The organism is Acidocella sp. (genome assembly GCF_036489515.1).
GTDB lineage: Bacteria > Pseudomonadota > Alphaproteobacteria > Acetobacterales > Acetobacteraceae > Acidocella.
Map to the genome: position 1 here is coordinate 17,878 of NZ_DASXFO010000021.1, position 24,851 is coordinate 42,728.

The 24,851-nt window shown below is 65.6% G+C and carries 25 protein-coding genes; 17 read left to right on the forward strand and 8 right to left on the reverse strand.

Translation table 11 applies throughout. From position 1 onward, the window contains the following. Together VGG47_RS02935 and VGG47_RS02940 are read right to left on the reverse strand one after the other, a co-directional pair. Entirely contained in the window at positions 1 to 1,077 is a 1,077-nt protein-coding gene (locus VGG47_RS02935) for a glycosyltransferase family 2 protein (protein ID WP_331535371.1), read from the reverse strand. Between the two features lie 37 nt (positions 1,078 to 1,114). Beyond that, positions 1,115 to 1,594: a peroxiredoxin gene (locus tag VGG47_RS02940; protein WP_331535372.1), complete on the reverse strand. Its 480-nt coding sequence runs from the start codon at positions 1,592 to 1,594 to the stop codon at positions 1,115 to 1,117. Between the two features lie 119 nt (positions 1,595 to 1,713). Here VGG47_RS02940 and VGG47_RS02945 point away from each other — a divergent pair, with 119 nt between their 5' ends. Together VGG47_RS02945 and rdgB are read left to right on the forward strand one after the other, a co-directional pair. Then, a complete protein-coding gene (locus VGG47_RS02945) occupies positions 1,714 to 2,301 on the forward strand; it encodes a YqgE/AlgH family protein (RefSeq protein ID WP_331535373.1) in 588 nt (195 codons plus the stop codon). Further along, the gene (gene rdgB / locus VGG47_RS02950; protein WP_331535374.1) at positions 2,298 to 2,870 is read left to right on the forward strand and encodes an RdgB/HAM1 family non-canonical purine NTP pyrophosphatase; all 573 of its coding nucleotides are present in this window, start codon (positions 2,298 to 2,300) and stop codon (positions 2,868 to 2,870) included. The genes VGG47_RS02945 and rdgB overlap by 4 nt, the downstream gene beginning before the upstream one ends. 143 nt (positions 2,871 to 3,013) lie before the next feature. On the opposite strand, the gene VGG47_RS02955 is transcribed toward rdgB, so the two are convergent. Then, positions 3,014 to 4,921 (reverse strand): protein-disulfide reductase DsbD family protein, encoded by a 1,908-nt coding sequence (locus VGG47_RS02955; protein WP_331535375.1) that lies wholly within the window; start codon positions 4,919 to 4,921, stop codon positions 3,014 to 3,016. A gap of 29 nt (positions 4,922 to 4,950) precedes the next feature. Here VGG47_RS02955 and hrpB point away from each other — a divergent pair, with 29 nt between their 5' ends. The 13 genes from hrpB to VGG47_RS03020 all read left to right on the forward strand — a co-directional run bounded on the left by hrpB (position 4,951) and on the right by VGG47_RS03020 (position 20,919). Further along, complete coding sequence (hrpB, locus tag VGG47_RS02960) at positions 4,951 to 7,356, forward strand: ATP-dependent helicase HrpB (RefSeq protein ID WP_331535376.1); 2,406 nt, start codon at positions 4,951 to 4,953, stop codon at positions 7,354 to 7,356. A gap of 135 nt (positions 7,357 to 7,491) precedes the next feature. Then, positions 7,492 to 7,941 (forward strand): methylated-DNA--[protein]-cysteine S-methyltransferase, encoded by a 450-nt coding sequence (locus tag VGG47_RS02965; RefSeq protein ID WP_331535377.1) that lies wholly within the window; start codon positions 7,492 to 7,494, stop codon positions 7,939 to 7,941. Positions 7,942 to 7,946: 5 nt separating this feature from the next. Next, positions 7,947 to 8,918: a quinone oxidoreductase family protein gene (locus VGG47_RS02970; protein WP_331535378.1), complete on the forward strand. Its 972-nt coding sequence runs from the start codon at positions 7,947 to 7,949 to the stop codon at positions 8,916 to 8,918. A 47-nt stretch (positions 8,919 to 8,965) separates the two neighbouring features. Next, positions 8,966 to 9,541: a phosphatase PAP2 family protein gene (locus VGG47_RS02975; RefSeq protein WP_331535379.1), complete on the forward strand. Its 576-nt coding sequence runs from the start codon at positions 8,966 to 8,968 to the stop codon at positions 9,539 to 9,541. A gap of 146 nt (positions 9,542 to 9,687) precedes the next feature. Next, positions 9,688 to 10,956, forward strand: coding sequence for an MFS transporter (locus VGG47_RS02980; RefSeq protein ID WP_331535380.1), 1,269 nt, complete (start codon positions 9,688 to 9,690; stop codon positions 10,954 to 10,956). 354 nt (positions 10,957 to 11,310) lie between these two features. After that, positions 11,311 to 12,186: a UTP--glucose-1-phosphate uridylyltransferase GalU gene (gene galU, locus VGG47_RS02985; RefSeq protein WP_331535381.1), complete on the forward strand. Its 876-nt coding sequence runs from the start codon at positions 11,311 to 11,313 to the stop codon at positions 12,184 to 12,186. 79 nt (positions 12,187 to 12,265) lie between these two features. After that, positions 12,266 to 13,669, forward strand: a complete 1,404-nt coding sequence (pgmG, locus tag VGG47_RS02990) for a phosphoglucomutase/phosphomannomutase PgmG (protein WP_331535382.1) — start codon at positions 12,266 to 12,268, stop codon at positions 13,667 to 13,669. A 177-nt stretch (positions 13,670 to 13,846) separates the two neighbouring features. Beyond that, positions 13,847 to 14,671 carry a diaminopimelate epimerase gene (gene dapF, locus VGG47_RS02995; protein WP_331535383.1) on the forward strand — a complete coding sequence of 275 codons (825 nt, stop codon included), beginning with the start codon at positions 13,847 to 13,849 and terminating at the stop codon, positions 14,669 to 14,671. After that, a complete protein-coding gene (ftsY, locus tag VGG47_RS03000; RefSeq protein ID WP_331535384.1) occupies positions 14,671 to 15,591 on the forward strand; it encodes a signal recognition particle-docking protein FtsY in 921 nt (306 codons plus the stop codon). The genes dapF and ftsY overlap by 1 nt, the downstream gene beginning before the upstream one ends. Positions 15,592 to 15,752: 161 nt before the next feature. Beyond that, positions 15,753 to 16,805 (forward strand): COX15/CtaA family protein, encoded by a 1,053-nt coding sequence (locus tag VGG47_RS03005; RefSeq protein ID WP_331535385.1) that lies wholly within the window; start codon positions 15,753 to 15,755, stop codon positions 16,803 to 16,805. After that, complete coding sequence (locus tag VGG47_RS03010) at positions 16,802 to 17,863, forward strand: COX15/CtaA family protein (protein ID WP_331535386.1); 1,062 nt, start codon at positions 16,802 to 16,804, stop codon at positions 17,861 to 17,863. The genes VGG47_RS03005 and VGG47_RS03010 overlap by 4 nt, the downstream gene beginning before the upstream one ends. A 4-nt stretch (positions 17,864 to 17,867) precedes the next feature. Continuing rightward, on the forward strand, positions 17,868 to 19,304 hold the full coding sequence (gene tldD / locus VGG47_RS03015) for a metalloprotease TldD (protein WP_331535387.1): 1,437 nt from the start codon (positions 17,868 to 17,870) through the stop codon (positions 19,302 to 19,304). A gap of 253 nt (positions 19,305 to 19,557) precedes the next feature. Beyond that, a complete protein-coding gene (locus VGG47_RS03020) occupies positions 19,558 to 20,919 on the forward strand; it encodes a methyl-accepting chemotaxis protein (RefSeq protein ID WP_331535388.1) in 1,362 nt (453 codons plus the stop codon). 96 nt (positions 20,920 to 21,015) lie between these two features. Here VGG47_RS03020 and VGG47_RS03025 read toward each other — a convergent pair whose 3' ends face one another. Further along, positions 21,016 to 21,648 (reverse strand): COQ9 family protein, encoded by a 633-nt coding sequence (locus VGG47_RS03025; RefSeq protein WP_331535405.1) that lies wholly within the window; start codon positions 21,646 to 21,648, stop codon positions 21,016 to 21,018. After that, positions 21,648 to 22,184, reverse strand: coding sequence for a peptide deformylase (gene def / locus VGG47_RS03030; protein ID WP_331535389.1), 537 nt, complete (start codon positions 22,182 to 22,184; stop codon positions 21,648 to 21,650). The genes VGG47_RS03025 and def overlap by 1 nt, the downstream gene beginning before the upstream one ends. A 152-nt stretch (positions 22,185 to 22,336) precedes the next feature. On the opposite strand from def, the gene rpsU reads away from it, so the two are divergent. Both rpsU and VGG47_RS03040 read left to right on the forward strand, forming a co-directional pair. Beyond that, the gene (rpsU, locus tag VGG47_RS03035) at positions 22,337 to 22,540 is read left to right on the forward strand and encodes a 30S ribosomal protein S21 (RefSeq protein ID WP_007421557.1); all 204 of its coding nucleotides are present in this window, start codon (positions 22,337 to 22,339) and stop codon (positions 22,538 to 22,540) included. 138 nt (positions 22,541 to 22,678) lie between these two features. After that, positions 22,679 to 22,840 carry a hypothetical protein gene (locus VGG47_RS03040; RefSeq protein WP_331535390.1) on the forward strand — a complete coding sequence of 54 codons (162 nt, stop codon included), beginning with the start codon at positions 22,679 to 22,681 and terminating at the stop codon, positions 22,838 to 22,840. On the opposite strand, the gene VGG47_RS03045 is transcribed toward VGG47_RS03040, so the two are convergent. From VGG47_RS03045 to VGG47_RS03055, 3 genes are all read right to left on the reverse strand, one after another. Next, positions 22,837 to 23,574: a TlyA family RNA methyltransferase gene (locus tag VGG47_RS03045; protein ID WP_331535391.1), complete on the reverse strand. Its 738-nt coding sequence runs from the start codon at positions 23,572 to 23,574 to the stop codon at positions 22,837 to 22,839. The genes VGG47_RS03040 and VGG47_RS03045 overlap by 4 nt on opposite strands. 116 nt (positions 23,575 to 23,690) lie before the next feature. Further along, entirely contained in the window at positions 23,691 to 24,602 is a 912-nt protein-coding gene (locus tag VGG47_RS03050; protein ID WP_331535392.1) for a polyprenyl synthetase family protein, read from the reverse strand. Between the two features lie 4 nt (positions 24,603 to 24,606). Further along, on the reverse strand, positions 24,607 to 24,843 hold the full coding sequence (locus tag VGG47_RS03055) for an exodeoxyribonuclease VII small subunit (RefSeq protein WP_331535393.1): 237 nt from the start codon (positions 24,841 to 24,843) through the stop codon (positions 24,607 to 24,609). Between the last annotated feature and the right edge of the window lie 8 nt (positions 24,844 to 24,851).

Sequence of the window (24,851 nt, forward strand, 5' to 3'; positions counted from 1 at the left end):
CTACCGGACGCGCCAGACCAGCGTGGCGGAGACCGCGTAGTTCCACACCACGCTGATGGCGGCCCCCGCGGCGCCGGAGAGCAGTCCGCCGTGATTTTCAGCATAGAGCGCCCGGGCGATGCCGATATTGGCGATCGCCCCCAGCCCGCAGACCAGCAGGAAGACGAGCAGCCCGCGCCAGGCGCGCGCCCCTTTGAGCCGTTGCGCGCGGTAGGTGAGTTGGTTGTTGAGCTGGAAATTGGCGATCATGGCCACGATTGTTCCCAGCGTCTGCGCCTGGCCGAAATCCATGCCGAAGCGGCGCGCCAGCTCCAGGACCAGAACATTGATCAGCACGCCGACGCCGCCGACCAGCGAGAAGGTGATGAAGCGCAGAGGAATGGTGCCGCGCAGCGTCTTGTCGATCAGCAGCCCGGCGAACTGCGCCAGCACCAGCGCGTCCAGCTTGCTTTCGCCGGCGGTACGCGGGCGGAATTTATAGGGCACCTCGACGATGGCGAGGCGGCGCGGGCTGGCCAGCATCAGGTCGAGCAGAATTTTGAACCCCTGGCCGGTGAGCCGGCCGGCGAGTTGCTCGAACAGCGCGCGGCGGAGGAGAAAAAACCCGCTCATCGGGTCGTGGACCGGCGCCTTGGCGAGCATTTGCGCGAGGCGGATGCCGGCATTGGAGAGTTTGACCCTGAGCGGCGAGGCGAGGCCGGTATTGTCGCCGCCCGCGACATGGCGCGAGCCGATGGCGAGATCGGCGCCGTCCGTGACGGCCTTCAGCATTGCCGGCAGCCGGGTCTCGTCGTGCTGCATGTCGCCGTCGATCACCGCGACATAGTCGGCGGAGGAGGAGAGCGCGCCCTCGATCACCGCCGAGGACAGGCCGCGCCGGCCGACGCGGCGGATGCAGCGCACCCGGCGGTCCTGGGCCGCAAGGGCCCGCGCCTGCTGTGCGGTGCCGTCCGGGCTGTCATCGTCGACGAAGACGACTTCCCAGTCGATGCCGGTGAGCGCGGCGTCGAGGGCCGCGACCATGGGCGCGATGTTGGCGCGCTCGTTGTAACACGGCACGATGATGGAGAGGCTCATGCCGGTGAGGCTTATGGGCGCAGTGGGCTGGCGGCGATCAAAGGGCTTCGAGCACCGCCTCGGCGCGGCTGACATCGAAACCGCCGGGCTCTTCGACGGCGAGATGGGTGACGACACCGTCCACGGCGACCAGGGCGAAACGCTGGCTACGGATGCCCAGGCCCCGGGCGGTGAGGTCGAGTTCCAGGCCGAGCGCCTTGGTGAACATGCCGGACCCGTCGGCCAGCATGATGATGCCGTCCCCGGCCTTCTGCTCCTTGGCCCAGGCGCCCAGCACGAAGGCGTCGTTTACCGCCATGCAGACGATGCGGTCGACGCCCTTGGCCTTGAGTTCGGCCTGGTGCTGCACGAAGCCCGGCAGGTGCTTGGCGCTGCAGGTCGGGGTGAAGGCGCCGGGTGTTGCGAACAGGACCACCTTGCCGGGGCCGAACAGCTCCGCCGTGTCGGCCTCGCGCGGGCCGTCCGACGTGGCGACCATGAGTTTCATGGCCGGAACTTTATCGCCTATCTTGATCATGGAATCTGCCTTTATTCCCTCGGGAGTGTCCTTAACTAACCGATGCGCCGGATGGCGTGAAGGGCCGCACCCGTCTTAAGGGGCTGGTGGGATGGCGGCGTGAGAAATATATGTGCGCAATGACTAAAACGGATACGATCGTTTCCCGCGAGCCGAACTGGCTGACCGGGCAGATACTCGTCGCGATGCCGGCGATGCAGGACCCGCGCTTTGTGCAGACGGTGATCTTTCTCTGCGCGCATACGCAGGAGGGGGCGATGGGCGTGGTGCTGAACCGGCCGCTGAGGCGCCCGAAATTTGTGGAGCTTCTGGCCCAGCTGGGGATCGAACCCAGCCCGCCGCAGCGCCAGGTGCGGCTGGGTACCGGTGGTCCGGTCGACGACAATCGCGGCTTCGTGCTGCATTCGGCCGATTGGACGGTGGAAGGCAGCATGCTGGTGGATGAGCATTACGCGCTGACGGCGAATCTGGAAGTGTTGCAGGCCATCGCCGCGGGCGCTGGCCCGTCGCAGGGGCTGCTGGTGCTGGGCTATGCCGGCTGGGATGCCGGGCAGCTTGACGAAGAGATCCGGCAGAATGCCTGGCTCAGCGTGCCGGCGGATGAGGCGATCGTGTATGACGAGGACTGCCCGTCGAAATGGGCGCGGGCGCTGGCCAAGCTCAAGATCGACCCGGGCATGCTCTCCGGCACCGCGGGGCGCGCATGAAGCGCATTCTCGTCGCCACCCACAACCCGGGCAAGCTCAAGGAATTTGCGACCCTGCTGGAGCCGCTGGGAATCGAGGCGGTCTCCGCCGGGCAGCTTGGTCTGGCGGAGCCGGAAGAGACCGGCACCAGTTTTGCCGCCAATGCGCGGTTGAAAGCGCTGCACGCGATGCGCGCCTCCGGGCAGGCCGCACTGGCCGACGATTCCGGCCTCTGCGTCGCGGCACTTAACGGCGCGCCGGGGATTCTGTCCTCGCGCTACGGGGCGGGGGATTATCCGGCCGCGTTCCAGCGCATCATCGCCGCCGCCACCGCCGCCAACGAATGGCGCGCGCGCTTCGTCTGCGCCATCTGCCTCGCGACACCGGACGGCGGCACCGCGACCTATATCGGCCAGTCGGACGGGGTGATCGCACCGGTGCCGTCGGGCGGAGCCGGGTTCGGCTATGACCCGATCTTTATCCCGTTCGGCCACGATCGGACCTATGCGGAACTGGGGGCTGAGGTGAAGGACCGGATCAGCCACCGCGCACGCGCGTTCGCTCAGCTTCAGGCAAGGCTAAAAGTTTAAGAAAGTAGCCGCTTTTTGAAAAAAGCGGCGCAAAAACTTTTATCATGCTGGGTCATGGGCGTTGTCGGCGACAACGCCCATGACCCAGCATAGCAAAGTTTTTTTGCTACTTTTTGTTCACAAAAAGTAGTCTTTGCCTTGCCTTACCCCTCAATCGCCGCGCGCACGATCGTAGCGTCGAGCACCTGCGGCAGGATTCTCGGGGCGCCGCCATCGGCAGGGTAGAACAGATAGAGCGGCACGCCGTCGCGGTTATTGGCGGCGAGCAGCGCGCTGATTTCCGGGTTGCCATTGGTCCAGTCGCCGACCAGCAGCTGTACGCGATGGGCGGCAAAATCCGTTTGCATCGCCGGGGTGGAGAGGGTGGTCGCCTCGTTGACGAGGCAGGTGACGCACCAGGCGGCGGTGAGATCGACGAAGACCGGCTGGTGCGCGGCGCGCAGTTCGGCGAGCCGTGCGGTGGAATAGGGCTCGGCGTCGGGCCAGGAGAGGGAGCGCGCGTCGGCTTCATGGTGGAGCAGTGGCAGCAGCAGCAGGCAGACGAGCGCCAGCGGCCGCAAGCGCCGCATCGTCAGGGAGAGGAGCAGAATGGCCGTGCCGCCGGCCAGCACGGTCAGGCCGCGCGGCCCGGCCTCGCGAGACAGCACCCAGGCAAGCCATAGAAAGGTGCCCGCCATCGGGATGGCGAGGGCGCGTTGCAGCCAGAGCATCCAGACGCCGGGCTTAGGGACGAAGCCGGCGAGACGCGGCGCCAAGGCCAGCAGCAGGAAGGGCAGCGCCAGGCCGACGCCGAGGGCGATGAAAATGCCCAGCGCGTAGGGCGCCGGCGCGGTCAGCGCGGCCGCCACCGCGCCGCCCATGAACGGCGCGGTGCAGGGGGTGGCGATAATCACCGCCAGCACGCCGGTGAAAAAACTGTGCTGCGCGGGAAGCCGCCCCAGCGCTGCGGGTGCTGTCAGCTCGAACAGCCCGGCCAGGTTCAGCGTGGCGGCGAAAATCAGCCAGGCGATCAGCGCGACGAAAATCGGCGACTGGAACTGGAACCCCCAGCCCACTTCGTTTCCGAGCGCGCGTAAGGCCAGCAGCGCGCCGCCCAGCAGCATCATCGCCACCAGCACGCCGGCGGTGTAGCCCAGCGCCTCGTGGCGGATTTTTTGTGCCGCAGCACCACCGAGCCGGGCGATGGCCAGCGCCTTCATCGCCAGGATCGGGAACACGCAGGGCATCAGGTTGAGGATCAGCCCGCCGAGCAGTGCCAGCAGCAGGTAAGGCGGGTGCGCCGGGTTGGGGCCGGGGGCGGCGGTGAGGTCAAGCGCCTGCATGTTCCCGGCGCGGTCGGTCAGCTCCAGCACCCCGGATATGTTCGTACGCTCCGGCTGCAAAAGCTTGAGTTTCAGCCGCAGTCCGTCGCTGGTGAACGAGAGTTTTTGGGGCGCGGCGTTGACCAGAAGGTTCGGCGTGGTGGGGAAGAAGCGGGCGGAGACGACCTGCGTTGCGGTCGGGCCGGTAACGCTCAGGGTGCCGTCCGGCGAGATTTTCGCGGCAAATGGCGAGGGGGCGATCTGCGGCGGGGTGAACAACGCCGCTTCGGCAGAGGGGCCGCCGGTCAGCTTCAGCGAAAAACTTGTTTGCTCCGGAACGCAGATGTTCGAGCACACCAGCCAGTTCGCGTTCGCTTGCACGCTGCTTCCCACATGGTGCGCCGTGAAGGGGAGCAGAACGTTATCGGACAGCACATAGGCGGCGACCGGGCCTTGCAGGAACAAAGCGGGCGGCGGGAAGCGGAGCGGCCCGAAAATCGTCGGAGCCTGTGGCACAAGCGTGGGCGCGAACCCGGCATCGCCGGGATTGGACCAGTAGATATGCCAGCCCGGCTTTAGGGACAATTTCAGCCCGAGCGTGAGGGTTCCGTCCGTGGCCGTATTGGCTTGGGAAATGAGCTGCACGCTGTCGCGCGGGGTCGAAAACACTTCGCTCGCGGCGGCGTGTGCGACGCCCGGCAAGAGGCAGAGCAGGGCCAGCAACAGAAAACGCATGGGGGAATATCGCACGGACCGCGCCGTAATGGTATCCGGGCGCGATGACTGAATTGCTTGCTTTCCCCGATCTGCCGGTCTCCGACGTGTTGCCGGCGCTGCTGGACCAGCTGCGCCCAGAGGGCCGCAACGCCGTGCTGGTCGCCCCGCCGGGTGCCGGCAAGACCACGGCGGTGCCGCTGGCGCTGATGCAGGCGGGCATCGGCAAGATCCTGCTCCTGGAGCCGCGCCGGCTGGCGGCGCGGGCGGCGGCGATGCGCATGGCGAGCCTGCTGGGCGAGCCGGTGGGCGGGCGGGTCGGCTTTCGCACGCGGCTGGAGAGTGCGGTCTCGGAGCACACGGTCATCGAGGTGATCACCGAAGGGCTGCTGACCAGCCGGTTGCTGGCCGATCCGGGCCTGACCGGCATCGGCTGCGTGATTTTCGACGAGGTGCATGAGCGCGCGCAGGAGGCGGATCTGGCGCTGGCGCTGACCTTGGACCTGCAGCGCGGCCTGCGCCCGGAACTGCGCATCCTGGCGATGTCCGCGACGGCGGAAGCGCAGAAACTTATCTCGCTCCTGGACGCCCCACTGATCGAGAGCGACGGCAAGATGTTTCCGGTGGACGTGCACCACACCAAGCGGGATATTGCTGGTCCACGCGATCTGCCCGATGCGGCGGCCAAGGCGGTGCGCGAGGCTTTGGTGGCGCATCCGGGCGACATATTGGTATTTTTGCCGGGTATGGCGGAAATCCGCCGCACCCAGGCAGGGCTGGAAAATTGCCCGGCGCTGGTGCTGCCTCTGCATGGCGACCTGCCGGTGGCGGCGCAGGATCTGGCGTTGCGCCAGCATGAGCAGCGCCGCGTGGTGCTGGCGACCTCGATCGCGGAAACCTCGCTCACCGTGCCGGGCGTGCGCATCGTCATCGATGGCGGGTTCCGCCGCGCGCCGAAGCTGGACGGCACCAGCGGGCTCACCCGTCTCGCCACGCTGCGCATCAGCCGGGCGGCGGCGACGCAGCGTTCCGGCCGCGCCGGGCGGCAGGGGAAGGGGGTGGCGATCCGGCTGTGGTCCGAGGCGCTGCATCGCGGCCTCGCTCTGTTCGAGACGCCGGAGATTCTCGAGGCCGAATTGTCTGGTCTGGTGTTGGCCTGCGCCGCCTGGGGCGAGGCGGTGGAAAGCCTGCCCTTCATCGATGCGCCGCCGGTCGGCGCGGTGAAGGGCGCAAAAGCCTTGCTCACCGATCTCGGGGCGCTGGACGCGGCCGGGCGGCTGACCAGGCTCGGCCGTGAGATGGCGCGGCTGCGCGCCACGCCGCGCCTGGCGGCGATGATGCTGGTGTCCGAGAAAAAGCCGGAGCGCGCTTTGGCGGCGGACATTGCCGCGATCCTGGAGGAGCGCGACCCGCTCGGCCGCGATGCCTCGGCGGATCTTTTGCTCCGGCTCGACGCGCTGGCGGGCAAGATCGAAGGCGACCGCGCCGGGCTTTCCCGCATCAGGCACGCGGCAAAAATCTACCGCAACCGGTTGGGCGCCGGGACGGTCCCGGCTTTCGGCGATCCCGGCGCGCTGTTGGCGGCGGCGTTCCCGGACCGCATCGGCCAGGCGCGCGGCGAGCCGGGCTCCTACCGTCTTTCGGGCGGCGGCAGCGGCGCGCTCGGCCCCACCGATCCGCTGCGCAAGAGCCGTTTATTGGCGGTGGCGGCGCTGGAGGCCAAGGGCAACCGCATCCGCCTCGCCGCCCCGCTGGACCCTGACGCTTTGCCGCCGGTGCTGGCGGCGCGCTGCACCACAACGCGGGATTCAGGGTTCGATCCCGGCACCGGGGGCGTGCTGGTGCGCGAGCGGGTGCGGCTTGGCGCGCTGGTGCTGGCTGACCGCACCTTTCCCGCCGATGCGCTGGACGCCCCGGCGGCTTTGGCGAAGGCTCTTTCCACCCGTCTCGACCAGCTCGACTGGACCGAGGCGGTGCAAAATCTGCAGGCGCGGGTGGCGGTGATGCGCCGCGTCGACGACACTTATCCTGACCTGTCGAAAGAAGTCCTGGCGGCGGGACCGGAAGAGTGGCTGGCGCCGTATCTGGCCGGGATGACCAATCTGCGCGAGGCCAGAACCGTCGATCTGCATCAGATCCTGCGCGCCCTGATGACGCATGAGCAGGCGCTGCGGCTCGATAAGGAGCTGCCGGTGGAGCTGCGCCTGCCGAAGGGGACGGTGCGCATCGACTATACCGGGCCGGTGCCGGTGGCTTCGGCCCGCGCCCAGGTGTTTTATGGCGTCGACGCCACCCCGGCGCTGGCGGGGGGCAAAATTCCGCTGCAGCTGGCCTTGCTCTCGCCGGCCGGGCGGCCGGTGGCGATCACCGCGGACCTCGCCGGCTTCTGGCGCGGCGGCTGGGCCGATGCCAGGCGCGACATGCGCGGCCGTTATCCCAAGCACGACTGGCCGGAGGAGCCTTGGCGTTAAACTAACAAAAGCAAGGGGAAGACTACCTTTTGTGAACAAAAAGTAGCCAAAAAACTTTGTTATGCTGGGGCATGGGCGTGGGCGCCGGCAACGCCTCCTTGATCCGCTCCTGCCCAGAGATTAGCCTGGGGCATCATGCCCGCATTATCCATGCACTCACCGGTCGGCGATTTGACAATTTTCGCCGAGGACGAGGAGATCGTCGCCCTGGAATGGGGCTGGGGCAGTGTGCAGGATCCCTCGCCCGTGCTGCTGCGTGCCAAGGCGGCGCTGGAGCGGTATTTTGACGGCGGCCCGCTGGATGACCTGCCGTTGCGGCCGCAAGGCAGCGCCTATCGCCAGAAAATTTGGGCGGCGCTGCGCGACATTCCCCATGGGCAGACGCGCAGCTATCGCGAGATCGCGATGGTGGCCGGCGGCTCACCCCGTTCGGTCGGCGGCGCCAATGCCGCCAACCCGATCCCGATCCTGATTCCCTGTCACCGCGTGCTGGGCAGCACGGGGCTTGGCGGGTATTCCGGTGGCGATGGCCTGGCCACAAAGCGTGCCCTCCTGAATCTAGAAAAAATGAACGCCGGAGTTTAAGGTCGATGACCAAAGCAATTCGTATTCACGCCAATGGCGGGCCAGAGGTGATGAAATGGGAACAGGTCCCCACCCCGCAGCCTGGCCCCAATGAGGCGCTGGTCCGCCATGAGGCGGTGGGGTTGAACTTTATCGACGTGTATTTCCGCACCGGCCTGTACAAGGCGCCGCTGCCGGCGACCATCGGCATGGAGGGGGCCGGGGTGGTCCTGGAAGTGGGTGAGGCGGTGCAGGGGCTGCGGGCGGGCGACCGCGTGGCCTATGCCGGCGGGCCGATCGGTGCCTACGCGACCGAGCGTGTGATCCCGGCCGACCGGCTGGTGAAGCTGCCGGAAAGCATCGATTTCAAGACCGGTGCGGCGATGATGCTGCAGGGCATGACCGCGCAATACCTGCTGCGCCGGACCTTTCCGGTGCAGAAGGGCCAGACCATCCTGGTGCACGCCGCGGCCGGCGGCGTCGGGCTGATCATTTGCCAATGGGCGCGCCATCTCGGCGTCAATGTCATTGGCGTGGTCTCCAGCGAGGAGAAGGCGGCGCTGGCGATGGCGAACGGCGCCACCCATACCATCGTCGGCCATGCGCATCTGGCGGCCGAGGTGCGGCGGGTCACCGGCGGGGCGATGGTGCCGGTGGTGTATGACAGCATCGGCAAGGATACCTTCAATGCCAGCCTGGATTGCCTGGCCCCGCTCGGGATGATGGTGAGCTACGGCAACGCTTCCGGTCCGGTGCCGCCGATCGATATCTCGGTCCTGAGCGCCAAAGGCAGCCTGTTCCTGACCCGGCCGACGCTTGCCACCTATATCGCCTCGCATGCGGATCTGGAGGCGGTGAGCCAGGACCTGTTCGACGTGGTCAGTTCAGGTGGTGTGAAAATCCAGGTCAACCAGAGCTTTCCGCTGGCCGAGGCCGCCGCGGCGCATATCGCGCTGGAAAGCCGGAAGACCACCGGCAGCACCGTTCTACTGCCCTGAGTTACGCCGCGCGGATCGGCGCCGGCGCTCCGGCGCGGCCGATATTCGTGTTCGCCGCCACGCTGGCGGTGACCGTGGTGCTGTGCATGCTGTTCGTGGACCGGCCGGTGGCGGAGTTTTTCGCCGAACACCGGGTGCTGCGGCCTGTGTTCCAGGCCTGCGCCGTGCCGTCGCTGTTTTCCTTACCCTTGGCGGCGCTTTTTCTGCTGTATACGCTGGTGCGGAAACTCCGCGGTGCCGGCGCCGTAAACCGCTTGTACCTCGCCGCCAGCGTCGCCACGCTGGCGGGCACGGCGGCCAAGGATGAGCTGAAATGGCTGATCGGCCGGCCCTGGCCGGATACCTGGCTGTACGACGGCATCTACAATTTCCACCCGCTCGCCATGAGCACCCTCTATGGCGGGTTTCCCTCCGGCCATACCGCCTATATCGCGGCACCGCTCTGCGTGCTGTGGACGAAAATGCCGCGCTACCGCTGGCTATGGGGCGGGCTGATCGGGCTGGTGATGGTGGGGCTGGTCGGCGCGGACTATCATTTCGTGGCCGACGTGCTGGGCGGGCTGCTGACCGGCATGGCCTGCGCCTGGGGCAGCCTGGTGCTGATCCCGGTCCGGGATGCCTAGAGCAAAGGGAAGCACTTCTTTTTGTGAACAAAAAGAAGCAAAAAAACTTTATGAATCTGGGCCACGGGCTTTGTCGGTGACAATGCCCATGACCCAGCATAACAAAAATTTTTGCGCCGCTTTTTTTAAAAAGCGGCCGCTTTCTTTTGTCTGAGCCGATTTCCGCCGTCTCGCTGCTGCGGCACAAAAAATTTCTGCCGTTGTTCGTCACCCAGGCGCTCGGCGCCATCAACGATAATCTGTTCAAGAACGCGCTGGTGGTGTTGGCGCTGTACCGGCTGGCGCATCTGGGGCCGGTGCTGGTGGCGCTGGCCGGCGGGATCTTTCTCCTCCCTTACGCGGTTTTTTCGGCCACGGCGGGGCAGCTCGCCGATGCCAGGGAAAAATCCCGGCTGATCCTGCTGGTGAAGTTTTGGGAACTCGGGCTGATGCTGCTCGCCAGCCTCGGCTTTCTCACGGGAAATTTCGCGGTGCTGATGGCGGTGCTGTTTGGCCTGGGCGTGCAGGCGACGTTTTTCTCGCCGCTCAAATACGGGATTCTGCCGGATTTTTTCGCCGGTGACGCGCTGGTGGCGGGGAATGGGCTGATCGAGGCGGGCACCTTCGTCGGCATCCTGCTTGGCACTGTGGCGGGCGGGCTGCTGGTGGTGCTGCCCCATGGCGCGATCGCCGCCTCGGTTGCCTGCCTCGCGGTGGCCGTGGCGGGGATTCTGGCGGCCTGGGCGATTCCGCAAACCCAAGTGGCACAGCCGGGTCTGCGGCCCGGGTGGAACATCCTCTCCAGCAGTGTCTCGCTTCTCCGCCTGGCGGCGAGCGGACCGAAAATCTGGTTCGCGGTGCTGGGCATCAGCTGGTTCTGGGCGATGGGCACGATCGTGCTCGCGGAATTTCCGACCCTGGCGCGTGACGTGCTGCATGGCAGCGGCACGGTGGTGACCTTGATGCTGGGCGTGTTCGCAGTGGGGGTGGGCATCGGCTCGCTCGGCGTGGCGCGGCTGGTGCGGGCCGCGGCGCTGCTGCATTACGTGGTGGCCTGCGGCTTTGGCGTTTCGCTCTTCACCGCGGGTTTTGCCCTGCTGGCGGCTTATGCCCCGGTGCTGGCGAACGTTCCGGCGGTATTGTCGAGCGGCCTTGGCTGGGGGCTGCTTGCGGATCTGCTGGCCCTGGCGATCTGCGGCGGCGGGTTCTCGGTGCCGCTCTATGTGCTGCTGCAGGAGTGCGCCGCGCCCTCGCAGCGGGCGCGTATGGTGGGCGCCAACAACATCATGAATGCGCTGGCCAGCGTAGCGGGGGCGGGGCTCACCGCCGGGCTCTATGCCGGCGGGCTCGGCGCGCCGAGGATCCTGCTTCTGGCCGCCGTGGCGAATGCCGGTGTCACGCTCTGGGTCCTGGGAAAAATCCGCGGCGGTAAGTGAAGAGAAGGTAAGACTACTTTTTGTGAACAAAAAGTAGCAAAAAAACTTTGTGAACTTGGGCCAGGGGCGTTGTCGCCGACACAGCCCATGACCCAGCATAACAAAAGTTTTTGCGCCGCTTTGGCTCGAAAAGCGGCTGCTTCTCGCTCCGGAAAGCCGCGTAAAGCAGGCTTAACCCAAAGTAATCAGGCCGTAACAAAAATGGTTAGTTAGGGGGCCGGGGGAACATGAAAAAGACACAGAGTTACGTTTTTGAGAATAAACCCCGGGCCTCTCATGGGGCGCGCTTGTCGCTCCTATGTGTGGGTGGCTATGATAGAAAATGTGGACCGGACGATTTAGAGGGAGAGTTCTTTGGTGAAACCTTTGCGTAAGGCCGTACTTCCAGTCGCCGGACTTGGTACGCGGTTTTTGCCGGCGACCAAGGCGATGCCCAAGGAAATGCTCCCCGTCGTGGACAAGCCGCTGATCCAGTATGCGGTGGACGAGGCGCGCGCCGCGGGTATCGAGCAATTCTGCATGGTCACCGGTCGCGGCAAGACCGCACTTATCGACCATTTCGACATTGCCTTCGAGCTGGAAGCCACGCTGGCCGAGCGCGATAAGCGTGAGGCCCTGAATCTGCTGCGTTCCGAGGCGATGCCGCCGGGCTCGATCTCCACCGTGCGCCAACAGGTGCCGCTCGGTCTTGGCCATGCGATTTGGTGCGCCCGCACGTTCATCGGCGATGACGCTTTCGCCATCCTGCTGCCCGATGACCTGGTGCTGAGCGACACGCCCTGCATGGAGCAGCTGGCGCAGGTGCATCGTGAGACCGGCGGCAATGTCGTCGCGATCTCCGAGGTGCCGCCCGAACACACCAACCGGTACGGCATTCTGAAGACGGGCGAGACCGAGGGCAACCGCGTCGAGGTCAAGGGGCTGGTCGAGAAGCCAGCGCCGCAGGATGCGCCGTCCAACCTCTCGATCATCGGCCGCTACATCCTGCTGCCGGAAGTGGTCGCTTATCTCTCGCAGATGGAGCGCGGCGCCGGCAACGAGGTGCAGCTGACCGACGCGATGGCCAAGCTGATCGGCGGCGCGCCGTTCCATGGCCTGAAATTCGAAGGCACGCGCTTCGATTGCGGGGACAAGGCCGGCTACCTGGAAGCGCAGATTGCCTTCGCCCTGGCGCGGCCGGATCTTGGGGCCTCGGTGCGGGAATTCCTGAAGAAATACGTGAATTCGTGAGGCGATGCCGCCTTCCGGCGGCGTCGGCGCGGGCTGCCGGCAGCCCGGGGATCAAAAAAATTTAGCGGGTGAGACGGACATGACATTTTCCCACCAGTTCCATGAAAGCACGCTCCGCGAATACGACATTCGCGGCATTGTCGGCGATACGCTGGGCGAGGCGGATGCCTTCGCCATCGGCCGCGTGTTCGGCTCGATCATCGCCGAGCAAGGCGGCAAGCGCATCGCCGTCGGCCGTGACGGGCGGCTTTCCTCGCCGACGCTGGAAGCGGCGCTGATCAAGGGCCTCGTCGCCAGCGGCGCCGAGGTGGTCTCGATCGGCTGCGGCCCGACCCCGATGCTGTATTTCGCCGCCTTCACCGGCCCGACCGATGGCGCGGTGATGGTGACCGGCAGCCACAATCCGGCCAATTACAACGGCTTCAAGATGATGGTCGGCAAGAAACCGTTCTTCGGGAAGGATATTCTCGATCTCGGCGCCCGTGCCGCTGCGGGCCAGGTCGTGCCGGAAAGCCGAGGCAGCCTCGAACAGCTCGATGTCAGCGCCGCCTACGTCGCCCGCCTGCTGCAGGACTGGGACGGCGCGAAGAAGCTGAAAGTGGTGTGGGACAATGGCAACGGCGCGGCCGGCGACGTGTTGGCCAGGCTCCTGGCCGAGCTGCCCGGCGAGCATAAGGTTCTCAACGGCAGGATCGACGGCACTTTCCCGGCGCATCACCCGGACCCCACCGTGCCGAAGAACCTCGAGCAGCTGATCGCCGCGGTGAAGAAAGAGAACGCCGATGTCGGCATCGCGTTCGACGGTGATGCCGACCGCATCGGCCTGGTCGATAACGAAGGACATATCCTCTACGGCGACCAGTTCCTGGTCCTGATGGCGCGCGACGTGCTGCGCGCGCATCCCGGCGCCACCATCATCGCCGACGTCAAGGCGAGCCAGGTGCTGTTCGATGAGGTCGCGAAAGCCGGCGGCCAGCCGCTCATGTGGAAGACCGGGCACAGCCTGATCAAGAGCAAGATGGCCGAGCTCGGCGCGCCGTTGGCGGGCGAGATGTCCGGTCACATCTTCTATAACGACAAATGGTACGGTTTTGACGACGCGCTCTACGCCGCCGTGCGCGTGCTGGGCGTGATCGCGCGCAGCACCAAGACCGTCGGCGAGTTCCGCGCCGGCCTGCCCAGCGTGGTCAACACCCCGGAACTGCGCTTCGACTGCGCCGAAAGCCGGAAATTCCAGGTGGTGCAGGAAGTGGCCGAACGGCTGAAGGCGAGCGGCGACAAGGTCTCCGACACCGATGGCGTGCGCGTCACCACCGAGGAAGGCTGGTGGCTGCTGCGGGCCTCCAACACCCAGGCGGTGCTGGTCGCCCGCGCCGAGAGCTCGTCCGAGGCCGGGTTGTCGAAGCTGAAATCGGAGTTGGCCGGGCAGCTGGCCGCCTCCGGCCTTGCCCCGGATTTCTCCGGCGCGAATGCCGGGCATTAGGACGAAAAAGGAAGACTTCTTTTTGTGAACAAAAAGAAGCAAAAAAACTTTATTAATGCTGGGCCTGGGGCGTTGTCGGCGACACAGCCCATGGCCCAGCATAAAAGAAGTTTTTGCGCCGCTTTTTTCAAAAAGCGGCCGCTTCCTTCCCCCGCCGCCGCGCGCTACTGAACCGGCATGTCCATCCCCTTTGTGAAAATGCATGGCGCCGGCAACGATTTCGTGGTGCTGGACGCGCGTGAACAACGTCTTTCCTTTCCCGCGCACGTGGTGCGCCGCATCGCAGACCGCCGCCTTGGCGTCGGCTGCGACCAGCTGATCGTGCTGGAGCGCGACCCGGAGGCGCAGGCCGATGTGTTCATGCGCATTCTCAACGCTGACGGCACCGAAGCCGGGGCCTGCGGCAACGCCACGCGCTGTGTTGCAGCGCTGATGGCCGAGGAGAGCGGTGAGCGGAAGGTCACGGTGCGCACCGTCTCCGGTCTGCTGCCGGCGGAAATCATCGGGCCGGGCCTGGTCGAGGTGGATATGGGCCCGCCGCGGCTGGACTGGGAGGGAATCCCGCTTTCCGGCGCGATGGACACGCTGCATCTGAACCTGTCGATGGGCCCGGTGGCGGACCCGGCGGCGTGCTCGATGGGCAATCCGCATGCCACCTTCTTCGTCGATGATCTTGAGCATCTGCCGATCGAGAGCATCGGCCCGGTGCTGGAGAAGCACAAATTGTTTCCCGAGCGGGCCAATATCGGTTTCGCCCAGGTCGAGAGCCCGACGCGTATTCTGCTTCGGGTGTGGGAGCGTGGTGCCGGCCTGACCTTGGCCTGTGGTTCGGGGGCCTGCGCCACGCTGGTGAACGCCTACCGGCGCGAGCTGACCGGGCGCAGCGCCACCGTGGTGATGGATGGCGGGGAGCTGGTGATCAGCTGGAATGAGGAAGGCCGCGTGACCATGCGCGGCCCGGCCGAGACGTCATTCGTGGGTGCGCTGGAGGAGTGGGTCTGATGGCGATATCGGGCTTTTTCGGCCGCCTGAAATCCGGCCTGTCGCGCAGCGCGGCACGGCTCACCGACGGCATCACCGCCACCTTCACCAAGCGCAAGCTCGATGACGAGGCGCTGGCGGAGCTGGAGGAACAGCTGATCGCGGCCGACCTTGGCGTCGATGTGGCGAACCGGGTGATCCGCGATTTCCGCAGCACGCGCTTCGGCAAGGAGGTCACCGACCAGGAGGTAAAGGAGACCCTGGCGGCGGAAATCGCCAAGGTCCTGGCGCCGGTGGCGAAGCCGTTGATCCTCGATCGGGCGAAAAAACCCTATGTAATCCTGATGACCGGGGTGAACGGGGCGGGCAAGACCACAACCATCGGCAAACTGGCGGCGCAGTATCGCGCGGCCGGGCTGGTGCCGGTGCTGGCGGCGGGCGACACGTTCCGCGCCGCGGCGGTGGAGCAGCTGCAGGTGTGGGGCACGCGCGCCGGCGCCGAGGTGGTGACCGCGCCGCCCAACTCGGATGCCGCCTCGCTGGCCCATGACGCACTGGCGCGGGCGCAGAAAATCGGCGCCGACGTGCTGCTGATCGACACCGCCGGGCGGCTGCACAACAAGACCGCGCTGATGGAAGAGCTGCAGAAAATCATCCGCGTGATCCGCAAGCTGGACCCGACCGCGCCGCATGCCGTGCTGCTGACGCTCGATGCCACCACCGGTCAGAACGCCATCACCCAGGTCGGGATCTTCAAGGACATGGTCGATCTGTCCGGGCTGATCGTGACCAAGCTGGACGGCTCGGCGCGGGGCGGCATCGTCGTGGCGTTGGCCGAGCAGTTCGGCCTGCCGATCCACGCCGTGGGCACCGGCGAGCAGATGGCGGATCTGCAGGATTTTGATCCGGCGGAGTTTGCGCGGGCGCTGGTGGGGGAATAAGCGAGTAAGGCCTACTTTTTGTGAACAAAAAGTAGCAAAAAACTTTGTGAGTCTGGGCCATGGGCGCTGGCGGCGACGCTGCCCATGACCCAGCATGGCGAGAAAGTTTTTGCGCCGCTTTTTTCAAAAAGCGGCTGCTGTCTTTGACGTGGGAGTAAAAAATGTCCGAAGTGATTTTGGGGCAGCGCACCGGAAATATGGCGGCCAGCCGGCAGAACCGGAAATTGGTGGCAGCCTGGCTGCTGACATCGTGTTTCATGATCTGGGTGATGGTCGGCATCGGCGGCTATACGCGTGATTCCGGCTCGGGCCTGTCGATCATGGATTGGGATCCGATCATCGGCACCCTGCCGCCGCTCTCCACCGCCGCGTGGAACAAGATGTTCGCGCTGTACCAAACCATCCCGCAATACAAGATCCTGCATCAGGGCATGGACCTTGCCGGCTTCAAGGCGCTGTTCTGGCCGGAATATCTCCACAGGCTGTGGGGCCGGCTGATCGGCGTGGTGTTTTTCGTGCCGCTGGTCGCCTTCATCGCCACGCGGCGCATCGAGGCGCGGCTGATCCCCTGGCTGATTCTGCTCTTCATCATGGGCGGGCTGCAGGGGGCGATCGGCTGGTTCATGGTCGCCTCGGGCTTCGACCCGAACAGCGTGGCGGTGCAGCCCTGGCGGCTCAGCCTGCATTTCAGCTTCGCGATGTTCCTCTATATTTCGGTGTTCTGGACCGCACTGACGGTGCTGCAGCCGGAGCCGGTGGCGCTGCCGGGCACGCGAAAAATCAAGTTTCTGGCCATCGCCTCGATCATCTGCCTGGGTGCGACAATGTTCGCCGGGACCTTCGTGTCCGGCACGCATGCGATCGACGCTTTTAATCTGGCGAAGAATACCGGCATGGGCGCGCCGCCGCCGGGGTACCTCACGATGAACATGTTCGCCGACAAGCCGGCGGTGCTGTTCAACCACCAGGCGCTGGCGTCGCTGACTGTGCTCGTGCTGCTGACCACCGCGACGGCGGTTCTGCGCAGCAACGCGCCGAAGCCGGTGCGCGATGCGGGGCTGCTGGTCGGCGGTTTCGTGATCCTCCAATTCATCCTGGGTGTGGCGGCACTGGTCTCGAAAATGTTCGATATCGGTGTCGTGCATCAGATGGATGCGGTGTTGCTGCTCACCGCCTGCCTGCTGCTGCTGCACCGGCTGCGCGGCGCGCGGTGAAGCCGGCGGGGGACAAGGCGGTCGGCAACTGGCTGCTGCTGCTGGCCTTCATGGTGTTCGGCATGGTCGTGGGCGGCGGGCATGTGCGCACCATCGGGGCCGGTTTCGCGATCCAGACCTGGCAGCCGCTCACCGGCTTCATCCCCCCGCTGAACGCCGCCGCCTGGAACCACATGTTCGCGCTCTACCAGCAGACGGCGCAGTTCCAGGCGCAGCCGGTGACGCTCGAAAAATTCAAGGCGCTGTTCTGGCCGATGTTCTGGGACCGCAACTGGGGCCGGCTGATGGCGCTGGTTTTTCTGGTCCCCTTCGTCGTGTTTGTCTGGCAGCGCCGCCTGCCGCGCCGGCTGATGGTGCTGGTCCTGGCGATTTTCGCGGCCGGCGGGGCGCAGGCGGTGTTCGGCTGGTACATGGTGCGCACCGGGCTGGCGCCCGGGATGGTGATGCCGTCGCCGCTCTGGGCGGCGCCGCATTTTTTGTCCGCCATGCTGATTTTCATTTGGCTCCTGTGGACCGGCTTGTCGGTGAAGCGGCCGGCGCCGCCGGTGGTTGAGGGCTTGTCCTGGCTGCGGCCCTGGGCCTTGGCCAGTGTGCTTCTGGTGTTCGTTACCATGGGCTTCGGGGCGCTGGTCGCCACTACCAACGCCATCACGATGTTCCACAGTTTTCCGCTGATGGACGGGCACCTGGTGCCGCCCGGCCTGTTCGCGCTGCACCCGGCCTGGACGAATTTTATCGCCAACAAAGCGACCGTGCAGTTTTTTCACCGGGGGCTCGCCACGATCACCTTCCTGACCGTGCTCACGACTGCCGTACTCGGCCTGCGGGGCGGAGAAAAATATCCCGGGCTGCGGGACAATTTTTTGCTCCTCGCCGGGCTCGTGGCGTTGCAGTATGTTCTGGGCATGGCCACGGCCGTGTTGGGCGCCGCCGGGCTGGGCTATGTGCATGAGCTGAACGCAGTGCTGCTGCTCGCCGCCGCGGTTTGCGCCTTGCATGGTTTGCGTGGCGCGACGCCCCGGCGCATGTTGGCGCCGGAACTTGCCGCCGCGGAGTAAAAGCATGACCGAAGCCCTGACCATCGCCGAGAAGTTGTTTCATAGCGAGAACGGCCTCGACCGGTTAAGCGCCGGAAAACACATCGCCACCGCGACGGATGGCGCCGACGACGGTGAGCTGTTCCTGGAATACCGGGAGTCGGAATCGATCAGCCTGGATGACGGCCGCATTCGCGCCGCCAGCTTCGACACGCGCCGCGGGTTCGGCCTGCGCGCGGTGCTGGGGGAAGCCAGCTATTACGCCCATGCCGGGGAACTTTCCGACGCAGCACTTGCGCGGGCGGCGGCGACCATCAAGGCCGCCAAAGCCATGGAGCAGGCGGTGACCGCCGCCGGCCCCGCTGCCGCCGCGGCCCCACTTTATGCCGGCTTGAACCCGCTCGCGGAACTGCCGTTCGCCAGCCGCGCGACGCTGCTGGGCGAAATCGACGCGTTTGCGCGCGGTGCGGACTCCCGCGTGGTGCAGGTGATGGCCAGCATCGCCGGCGAGTGGCAGGTGGTGGAAATTCTGCGCGCCGACGGCCAGCGCGTCGCCGATGTGCGGCCGCTGGTGCGGATCAACGTTTCCGTCGTGCTGGAGCAGAATGGCCGCCGCGAATCCGGCAGCCATGGCGCCGGCGGCCGCACCTCCTACGCGCCGCTGATGAACCCTAATTTCTGGCAAGGTGCTGTGCGCGAGGCGATCCGCCAGGCGGCGGTGAACCTGGAGAGCGTTCCGGCGCCGGCCGGGGAGATGCCGGTGGTGCTGGGCGCTGGCTGGCCGGGGATTCTGCTGCATGAGGCGATCGGCCACGGGCTGGAAGGGGATTTCAACCGCAAGCAGACCTCTGCCTTCTCCGGGCTGATGGGTAGCCGCATCGCCTCCAAGGGCGTGACGGTGGTCGATGACGGCACGTTGCCCGACCGGCGCGGCTCGCTCACCATCGATGACGAAGGTACGCCAACCTCGCGCACCACGCTGATCGATGACGGGATTCTCGTCGGCTTCATCCAGGACCGCCAGAACGCGCGGCTGATGAACATGCGGGCCACCGGCAACGGCCGGCGCCAATCCTACGCGCATTCCCCGATGCCGCGCATGACCAACACGGTCATGCTGGCCGGCGACGCGACGAGGGAGGAGATGATCAAATCCGTGAAGCGCGGCCTCTATGCCGTGAACTTTGGCGGCGGGCAGGTCGACATCACCTCCGGCAAGTTCGTGTTCTCGGCGTCCGAAGCCTATCTGATCGAGGACGGAAAAATCGGCGCGCCGGTGAAGGGGGCAACGCTCATCGGCAACGGGCCGGATGCGCTGACCAAGGTGGAGATGATCGGCAACGACCCGGAGCTGGACCCGGGTATCGGCACCTGCGGCAAGAACGGCCAGGGCGTGCCTGTGGGCGTGGGCCAGCCGACAATGAAAATGTCCGGCCTGACGATCGGCGGCACGGCTGCCTAACGAAGAAAGTAGCCGCTTTTTAAAAAAAGCGGCGCAAAATTTTTTGGCTATGCTGGGCCATGGGCGTTGTCGCCGCTAACGCCCATGGCCCAGCATTAACAAAGTTTTTTTGCTACTTTTTGTTCACAAAAAGTAGCCTTCTCCTTCGCTTGCCTTGAGGCAGCTCTAACAAAAACAAAAAAATTTGTTAATTTTGTAATGGCTTTTTAGGTACGGCTCTGCAATCCTCGGTTGCAAAATAAGGGCTGAAGCAATGCTGGGTTGGTTTCGAGAGATTGCGCCGATTCGTCTGAAGTTGGCGGTGGCGTTTGGCTTGCAGGTGGGGCTCGTGGCTTTGTGTGGCGCCGCGGGGCTTTTGTTTGCGGCGGGCGACATTGGTTTCGCGGCGATGGTGACGATCTGTGGCGCGGCATTGCTGAGTGCGGCGATTCTCGGCGTGGTGCTGCGGGAGGCGATTGCCGGGCCCTATGTCGGCACGGTGGTGCGGATGGAAGGGTTGGCGACGGGGGATCTCGAGGCGCCGATCAATTTCACGAATTATCGGGACTGCGTCGGCCGGATGACGAAAGCGATGTTTACCTTCCGCAAGACGGCACTGGACAAGATCGAGGCCGATCAGGCGGCTTCCGTGCAGGCGGCAGTGACGGAGGAGGAACGGCAGCGTTTGCAGGCCCGGATTATCGCCGAGCAGGCGGAGATCGTGGTGAGTTCGGTCGGGCAGGGGCTGGTGCGGCTGGCTGAGGGCGACCTGACGTTTCGCCTGAACCAGACGCTGCCCGGCGACTATGAAAAGCTGCGGACTGATTTCAACGCCGCCATGGAGCGGCTGCAGCAGACGATGCGCGAGATCGCGCGCAACACCGGCGGCGTACGCAGCGGTGCGGGGGAGATCGCCGCGGCCTCTGACGATCTGGCGAAGCGCACCAGCCGCCAGGCGGAGACGTTGGCGCAGGCCGCGACCTCGCTGGACGAGATCACCGGCACAGTGCGCCGCACCGCGGAGGGGGCCGGCGCGGCGCGGCGCCTGGTGACCGACGCGCAGGGCGATGCCGCGCGTTCCGGCGACGTGCTGCGCGAGACCGTCACCGCGATCGGCCAGATCCTCGGCGTGATCGACGAGATCGCCTTCCAGACCAATCTCCTGGCGTTGAATGCCGGGGTCGAGGCGGCGCGGGCCGGTGAGGCCGGGCGCGGCTTTGCCGTGGTCGCGGTCGAAGTGCGGGCGCTGGCGCAGCGTTCGGCGGAGGCGGCGAAGGAGATCAAGGCGCTGATCTCGGCCTCGGGCACGCAGGTCGCTTCCGGGGTGAGGCTGGTCGGCGAGACTAGCACCTCGCTGGCGCGGATCGCCGCCCAGGTCGGGCAGCTCAACGGTCTGGTGGGCGAGATCGCGGCGATGGCGCAGTCCCAGGCGGCGCAGCTGGGCGAGGTGAACGGCGCTGTCCGGCAGATGGACCAGGTGACGCAGCAAAACGCCGCCATGGTGGAAGAGGCGACGGCGGCGAGCCACAGCCTGGCGGGACAGGCGCAAGAACTGACCCGGCTGGTCGAGCAATTCTCCTTGCAGACGGCTGGTTCACTCGTCCCCGTGGGGTCGAAGGAAGTAGCCGCTTTTTAAAAAAAGCGGTGGGGCGTTGTCACCGACAATGCCCATGGCCCAGCATAATAAAGTTTTTTGCTACTTTTTGTTCACAAAAAGTAGGTCTTGCTTTGCTTACGCCTGCGGCGCGATCGGGGCGGGGCGGCGGGGGAGCAGCCTGCCGCAGCGCGACTCGAAGCGCTTGCGGAGTTTGCCGATCCGCGCGACGTCGGCCAGCCGGCGGTCGAGGAAGCGAAGCGTATCCTCGTCGCCTTCGGAATGGTCGCGCAGCCAATACAGCAGGGTCGCGGTGTAGACCGCGGCGAGGATGCCGCGCTTGGTGTACCAGGAGAAATCCGCGGACGTGTCGCCGGCGGCGTGCCAGATGGCATCGACGGTGGCGGCGGTGATCCGCGCGGCGACCGGGGCATGCGTCGGCAGGCTGAGCCAGGAAAGGGCGCGGCGGATCGCCTCCTTGTTCCCGCTTGTCTGTTCCAGGCGAATGTTGATGACCGCGCGGACGCGCGCAGGGACTCGGTAGGCGGCGAGGTCCGCGGCGGCGGCTTCGGTCGCCATGCGCTGGTCCATCAGCGCGAAGGCGCTTTCAATCATCTCGCCGGCGCCGTTCGGAAACATCAGCACCGCATCTTCCGGCGGCTGGCCGATGCTGGCCAGGGCGTTGCGGATGGAGGTCTGCGTCCAGCCGTCGAAGGGCACTTGCGGCAGCAGCGCGTCGAGCAGGGCAGCGGTGTCGTCATCGATCTGCATCACACAATCTCCGGCAGAGCCTGGTTGTAGCGTTCGGTCTCTTCAGAGAAGCCGAAATAGCGGAAATCCGACATGCGCATCGGGTAGAGGATGCCATCCAGATGGTCGGTCTCGTGCTGGACGATACGCGCGGCGAAACCGGAAAGATCGGCGGAAAAGGGCGCGCCGTCGACGTCCAGCCCGGTCAGGCGGATGTCTCTGTGGCGGGGCACCGCGGCGCGCAGGCCAGGGATGGAGAGGCAGCCTTCCCAGCCCAGCTCCCGCACTTCGGAGCGCGGGGTGATTTCCGGATTGAACACGGCGGTCAGCGGCACGGCCACGCCATCTTCGGCGCGCGTGGCCGGCAGATGCCAGATGAACAGGCGAAGCGGCCGGTAGACCTGGGGGGCGGCGAGGCCGACTCCGCCGGCATCCTGCAGAGTCTCTACCATGTCCGCCAGCAACTGCTGAATTTCCGGCGCCTGGGTGTCGGCCACGGGCTGCGCGGTTTCGCGTAGCACCGGGTGACCCGCGCGGGCGATTTTCAAGATTGCCATGCATGCATAGATGGCCCGGCAGAAAAGATTTGGCGAGAGAGCAAACTATGCTATAGCCGGAAAATCTTTCGGGACACGGCCGTGATGGCCGTGTTCGTTTTTTGGTTTTGACGATCGGTTTTCTACGGTCTTTTTCAGGAGTTTCGGGCCAGGTGCAAGTTCTCGTTCGTGACAATAACGTCGACCAGGCGCTGAAGGCGCTTAAGAAGAAGCTGCAGCGCGAGGGCGTGTTCCGCGAGATGAAGCTCCGCCGCCATTATGAGAAGCCCTCCGAGCGCCGCGCGCGCGAGGCCGCCGAGGCCGTGCGCCGCGCCCGCAAGATGGAGCGCAAGCGCATCGAGCGCGAAGGCTTCTAAACTTTTTAAGGTCCGCTCCGGCGGTTCGTTTTCACGCTAGGGCGGTTTGGCCCGGCTCTGATGTGAAGGCGGGCACGGGGTAAAATATCAAGCGCGGTTGCCTCTGGCAGCCGCGCTTTTTGTTTGGGCGCGCTCCACGTGAAGCTGAGAAAAGGAAGCAGCCGCTTTTTGAAAAAAGCGGCGCAAACACTTCTTTTATGCTGGGCCATGGGCTTTGTCGCCGACAACGCCCATGGCCCAGCATCGCAAAGTTTTTTTGCTACTTTTTGTTCACAAAAAGTAGTCTTGCTCTTTGCTTAGATTCTTTCGGCGCCAATCAGGAACTCGACATTGCCTTCGGGGCCGGTGATGGGGCTGGTGGCGATGCCGCGCACTCGCCAGCCGGGCAGGGACGACCACCAGGCTTCGATGCGGGCGCAGACCGCTTCATGCACTTCCGGGTCGCGCACCACGCCGCCTTTGCCGACATGTTCGGGGCCGGCCTCGAATTGCGGCTTGATCAGCGCCACGGCGAAGGCGCCGGGTGCGCATAGCGCCATGGCGGCGGGCAATACGGTTTGCAGGCCGATGAAGCTGGCATCGCAGACCAGGGCGCCGATCGACTCCGGGATCTGCTCGGCGGTGAGGTGGCGGGCGTTGGTTTTTTCCAGCACCGTCACGCGCGGGTCGGAACGCAGCTTCCAGGCCAGTTGCCCATGGCCGACATCGACGGCGTAGACATGTTTCGCACCATGGGTCAGCAGCACGTCGGTGAAGCCGCCGGTCGAGGCGCCGACATCGAGGCCGATGCGGTCAGTGGCGTCGAAGCCGAAATGGGTCAGGCCATGGGCGAGCTTGACCCCGCCGCGCGAGACCCAGGGATGGTCCTGGCCTTTGACCGAAAGGGCGGCATCCTCGGGCAGCAGATCGCCGGCTTTTTTGACGCGCGCGGTGCCGGAATAGACCAGCCCCGCCATGATGAGCGCCTGTGCCTTGGCCCGGGATTCCACCAACCCGGAATTCACCAGCATGAGGTCAGCGCGTAGTTTAGGCATTTTCTTAACTTTCGGGGTCTGGGGCGGAAGGGCCCAAGGTTCCATCGATATACTACATCGATGGAAAGGCCCTGGAGGGCTCCCGGCCCCAGCGGGTCGAGGGCAGAGCCCTCGCCTTAACTCTTCCGTGTAACCGTAAACAGTGCCAGCGAGCGCAGCAGATCGGCCTTTTCGCCGAAGCTATCCAGATGTCCGGCGGCTTGCTCGGCGAGGCGTTCGGCCTGGGCGCGGGCGCGGTCGAGGCCGAGGATGGAGACCATGGTGGCCTTGCCCTGGGCGAGGTCCTTGCCGGCGGTTTTGCCGAGTTCCTCGGCGGAGGCGGTTTCGTCCAGCACGTCGTCATAGATCTGGAAGGCGCCGCCGAGTTCGCGGCCATAGGCGGCGATGAAGTGGCGTTGTGCCTGCGGCGCGCGGCCGAGGATGGCGCCGGCTTCGGCGCTGAACTGGATCAGGCGGCCGGTTTTCAGCGCCTGCAGGCGGGTGATTTCCGGCCCGGAGAGGGTTTTGCCCTCGGCCTGCATGTCGATCATCTGGCCACCGACCATGCCGCGCATGCCCGACGCGGTGGCCAAAGCGGTGATCAGCTCGCAGCGGGCTTCGGCGTCGGCATGGGTGTCGGCCTCGGCCAGCACTTCGAAGGCGCGGGTCTGCAGGGCGTCGCCGGCGAGAATCGCCGTGGCCTCATCGAATTTCTTGTGGCAGCTGGGCTGGCCGCGGCGCAGGTCGTCGTCGTCCATGGCCGGCAGATCGTCATGGATCAGCGAATAGGCGTGCAGCATTTCCACCGAGGCGGCGACGCGGGCGGCGCAGGTTTGATTGACGGAGAAGAGCTGCGCGGTCTGCATGACCAGGAAGGCGCGCATGCGCTTGCCGCCGTTCAGCACGCCGTAGCGCATGGCCTCGATCAGCCGTGCCTCGGCGGTTTCGGGGACCGGCAGCAGGGCGTCGAGCTGCGCCTCCACCAGGCGGGAGGTTTCGGCCAACGCTGCCGCCAGGGCGTCGGGTTTGTACACCAGGTCTAGCGCCATCGGGTCAGTCCTCGGATTTCAGGGCGAGCGAGCCGTCGGCGCGGGCGACGATCGCCTGTACGCGCGCCTCGGCCTCGGCCAGCTTGGTTTCGCAATGTTTTTTCAGGGCGGCGCCGCGCTCATAGGCGGTGATCGCGTCCTCGAGCTTCTGCTGCCCGGATTCCAGGTTGCGCACGATGGCCTCCAGGGCCGCCAGCGCATCCTCGAAGGACAGCGCCGAAATGTCGGTCTTTTCGCTCATGGCGTGTG

Excerpts from the sequence above, each read along its gene's own strand:
- VGG47_RS02935 (WP_331535371.1), bottom strand. The coding sequence starts at position 1,077 with ATGAGCCTCTCCATCATCGTGCCGTGTTACAACGAGCGCGCCAACATC.
- pgmG (WP_331535382.1), top strand. The coding sequence starts at position 12,266 with ATGACATTTTCCCACCAGTTCCATGAAAGCACGCTCCGCGAATACGAC.
- VGG47_RS03050 (WP_331535392.1), bottom strand. The coding sequence starts at position 24,602 with ATGGCGCTAGACCTGGTGTACAAACCCGACGCCCTGGCGGCAGCGTTG.
- VGG47_RS02965 (WP_331535377.1), top strand. The coding sequence starts at position 7,492 with ATGCCCGCATTATCCATGCACTCACCGGTCGGCGATTTGACAATTTTC.
- rdgB (WP_331535374.1), top strand. The coding sequence starts at position 2,298 with ATGAAGCGCATTCTCGTCGCCACCCACAACCCGGGCAAGCTCAAGGAA.
- def (WP_331535389.1), bottom strand. The coding sequence starts at position 22,184 with ATGGCAATCTTGAAAATCGCCCGCGCGGGTCACCCGGTGCTACGCGAA.
- VGG47_RS02940 (WP_331535372.1), bottom strand. The coding sequence starts at position 1,594 with ATGATCAAGATAGGCGATAAAGTTCCGGCCATGAAACTCATGGTCGCC.
- VGG47_RS03005 (WP_331535385.1), top strand. The coding sequence starts at position 15,753 with ATGTCCGAAGTGATTTTGGGGCAGCGCACCGGAAATATGGCGGCCAGC.
- VGG47_RS03025 (WP_331535405.1), bottom strand. The coding sequence starts at position 21,648 with ATGCAGATCGATGACGACACCGCTGCCCTGCTCGACGCGCTGCTGCCG.
- VGG47_RS03045 (WP_331535391.1), bottom strand. The coding sequence starts at position 23,574 with ATGCCTAAACTACGCGCTGACCTCATGCTGGTGAATTCCGGGTTGGTG.
- VGG47_RS02945 (WP_331535373.1), top strand. The coding sequence starts at position 1,714 with ATGACTAAAACGGATACGATCGTTTCCCGCGAGCCGAACTGGCTGACC.
- dapF (WP_331535383.1), top strand. The coding sequence starts at position 13,847 with ATGTCCATCCCCTTTGTGAAAATGCATGGCGCCGGCAACGATTTCGTG.
- tldD (WP_331535387.1), top strand. The coding sequence starts at position 17,868 with ATGACCGAAGCCCTGACCATCGCCGAGAAGTTGTTTCATAGCGAGAAC.
- VGG47_RS03055 (WP_331535393.1), bottom strand. The coding sequence starts at position 24,843 with ATGAGCGAAAAGACCGACATTTCGGCGCTGTCCTTCGAGGATGCGCTG.
- VGG47_RS02970 (WP_331535378.1), top strand. The coding sequence starts at position 7,947 with ATGACCAAAGCAATTCGTATTCACGCCAATGGCGGGCCAGAGGTGATG.
- ftsY (WP_331535384.1), top strand. The coding sequence starts at position 14,671 with ATGGCGATATCGGGCTTTTTCGGCCGCCTGAAATCCGGCCTGTCGCGC.
- hrpB (WP_331535376.1), top strand. The coding sequence starts at position 4,951 with ATGACTGAATTGCTTGCTTTCCCCGATCTGCCGGTCTCCGACGTGTTG.
- VGG47_RS03020 (WP_331535388.1), top strand. The coding sequence starts at position 19,558 with ATGCTGGGTTGGTTTCGAGAGATTGCGCCGATTCGTCTGAAGTTGGCG.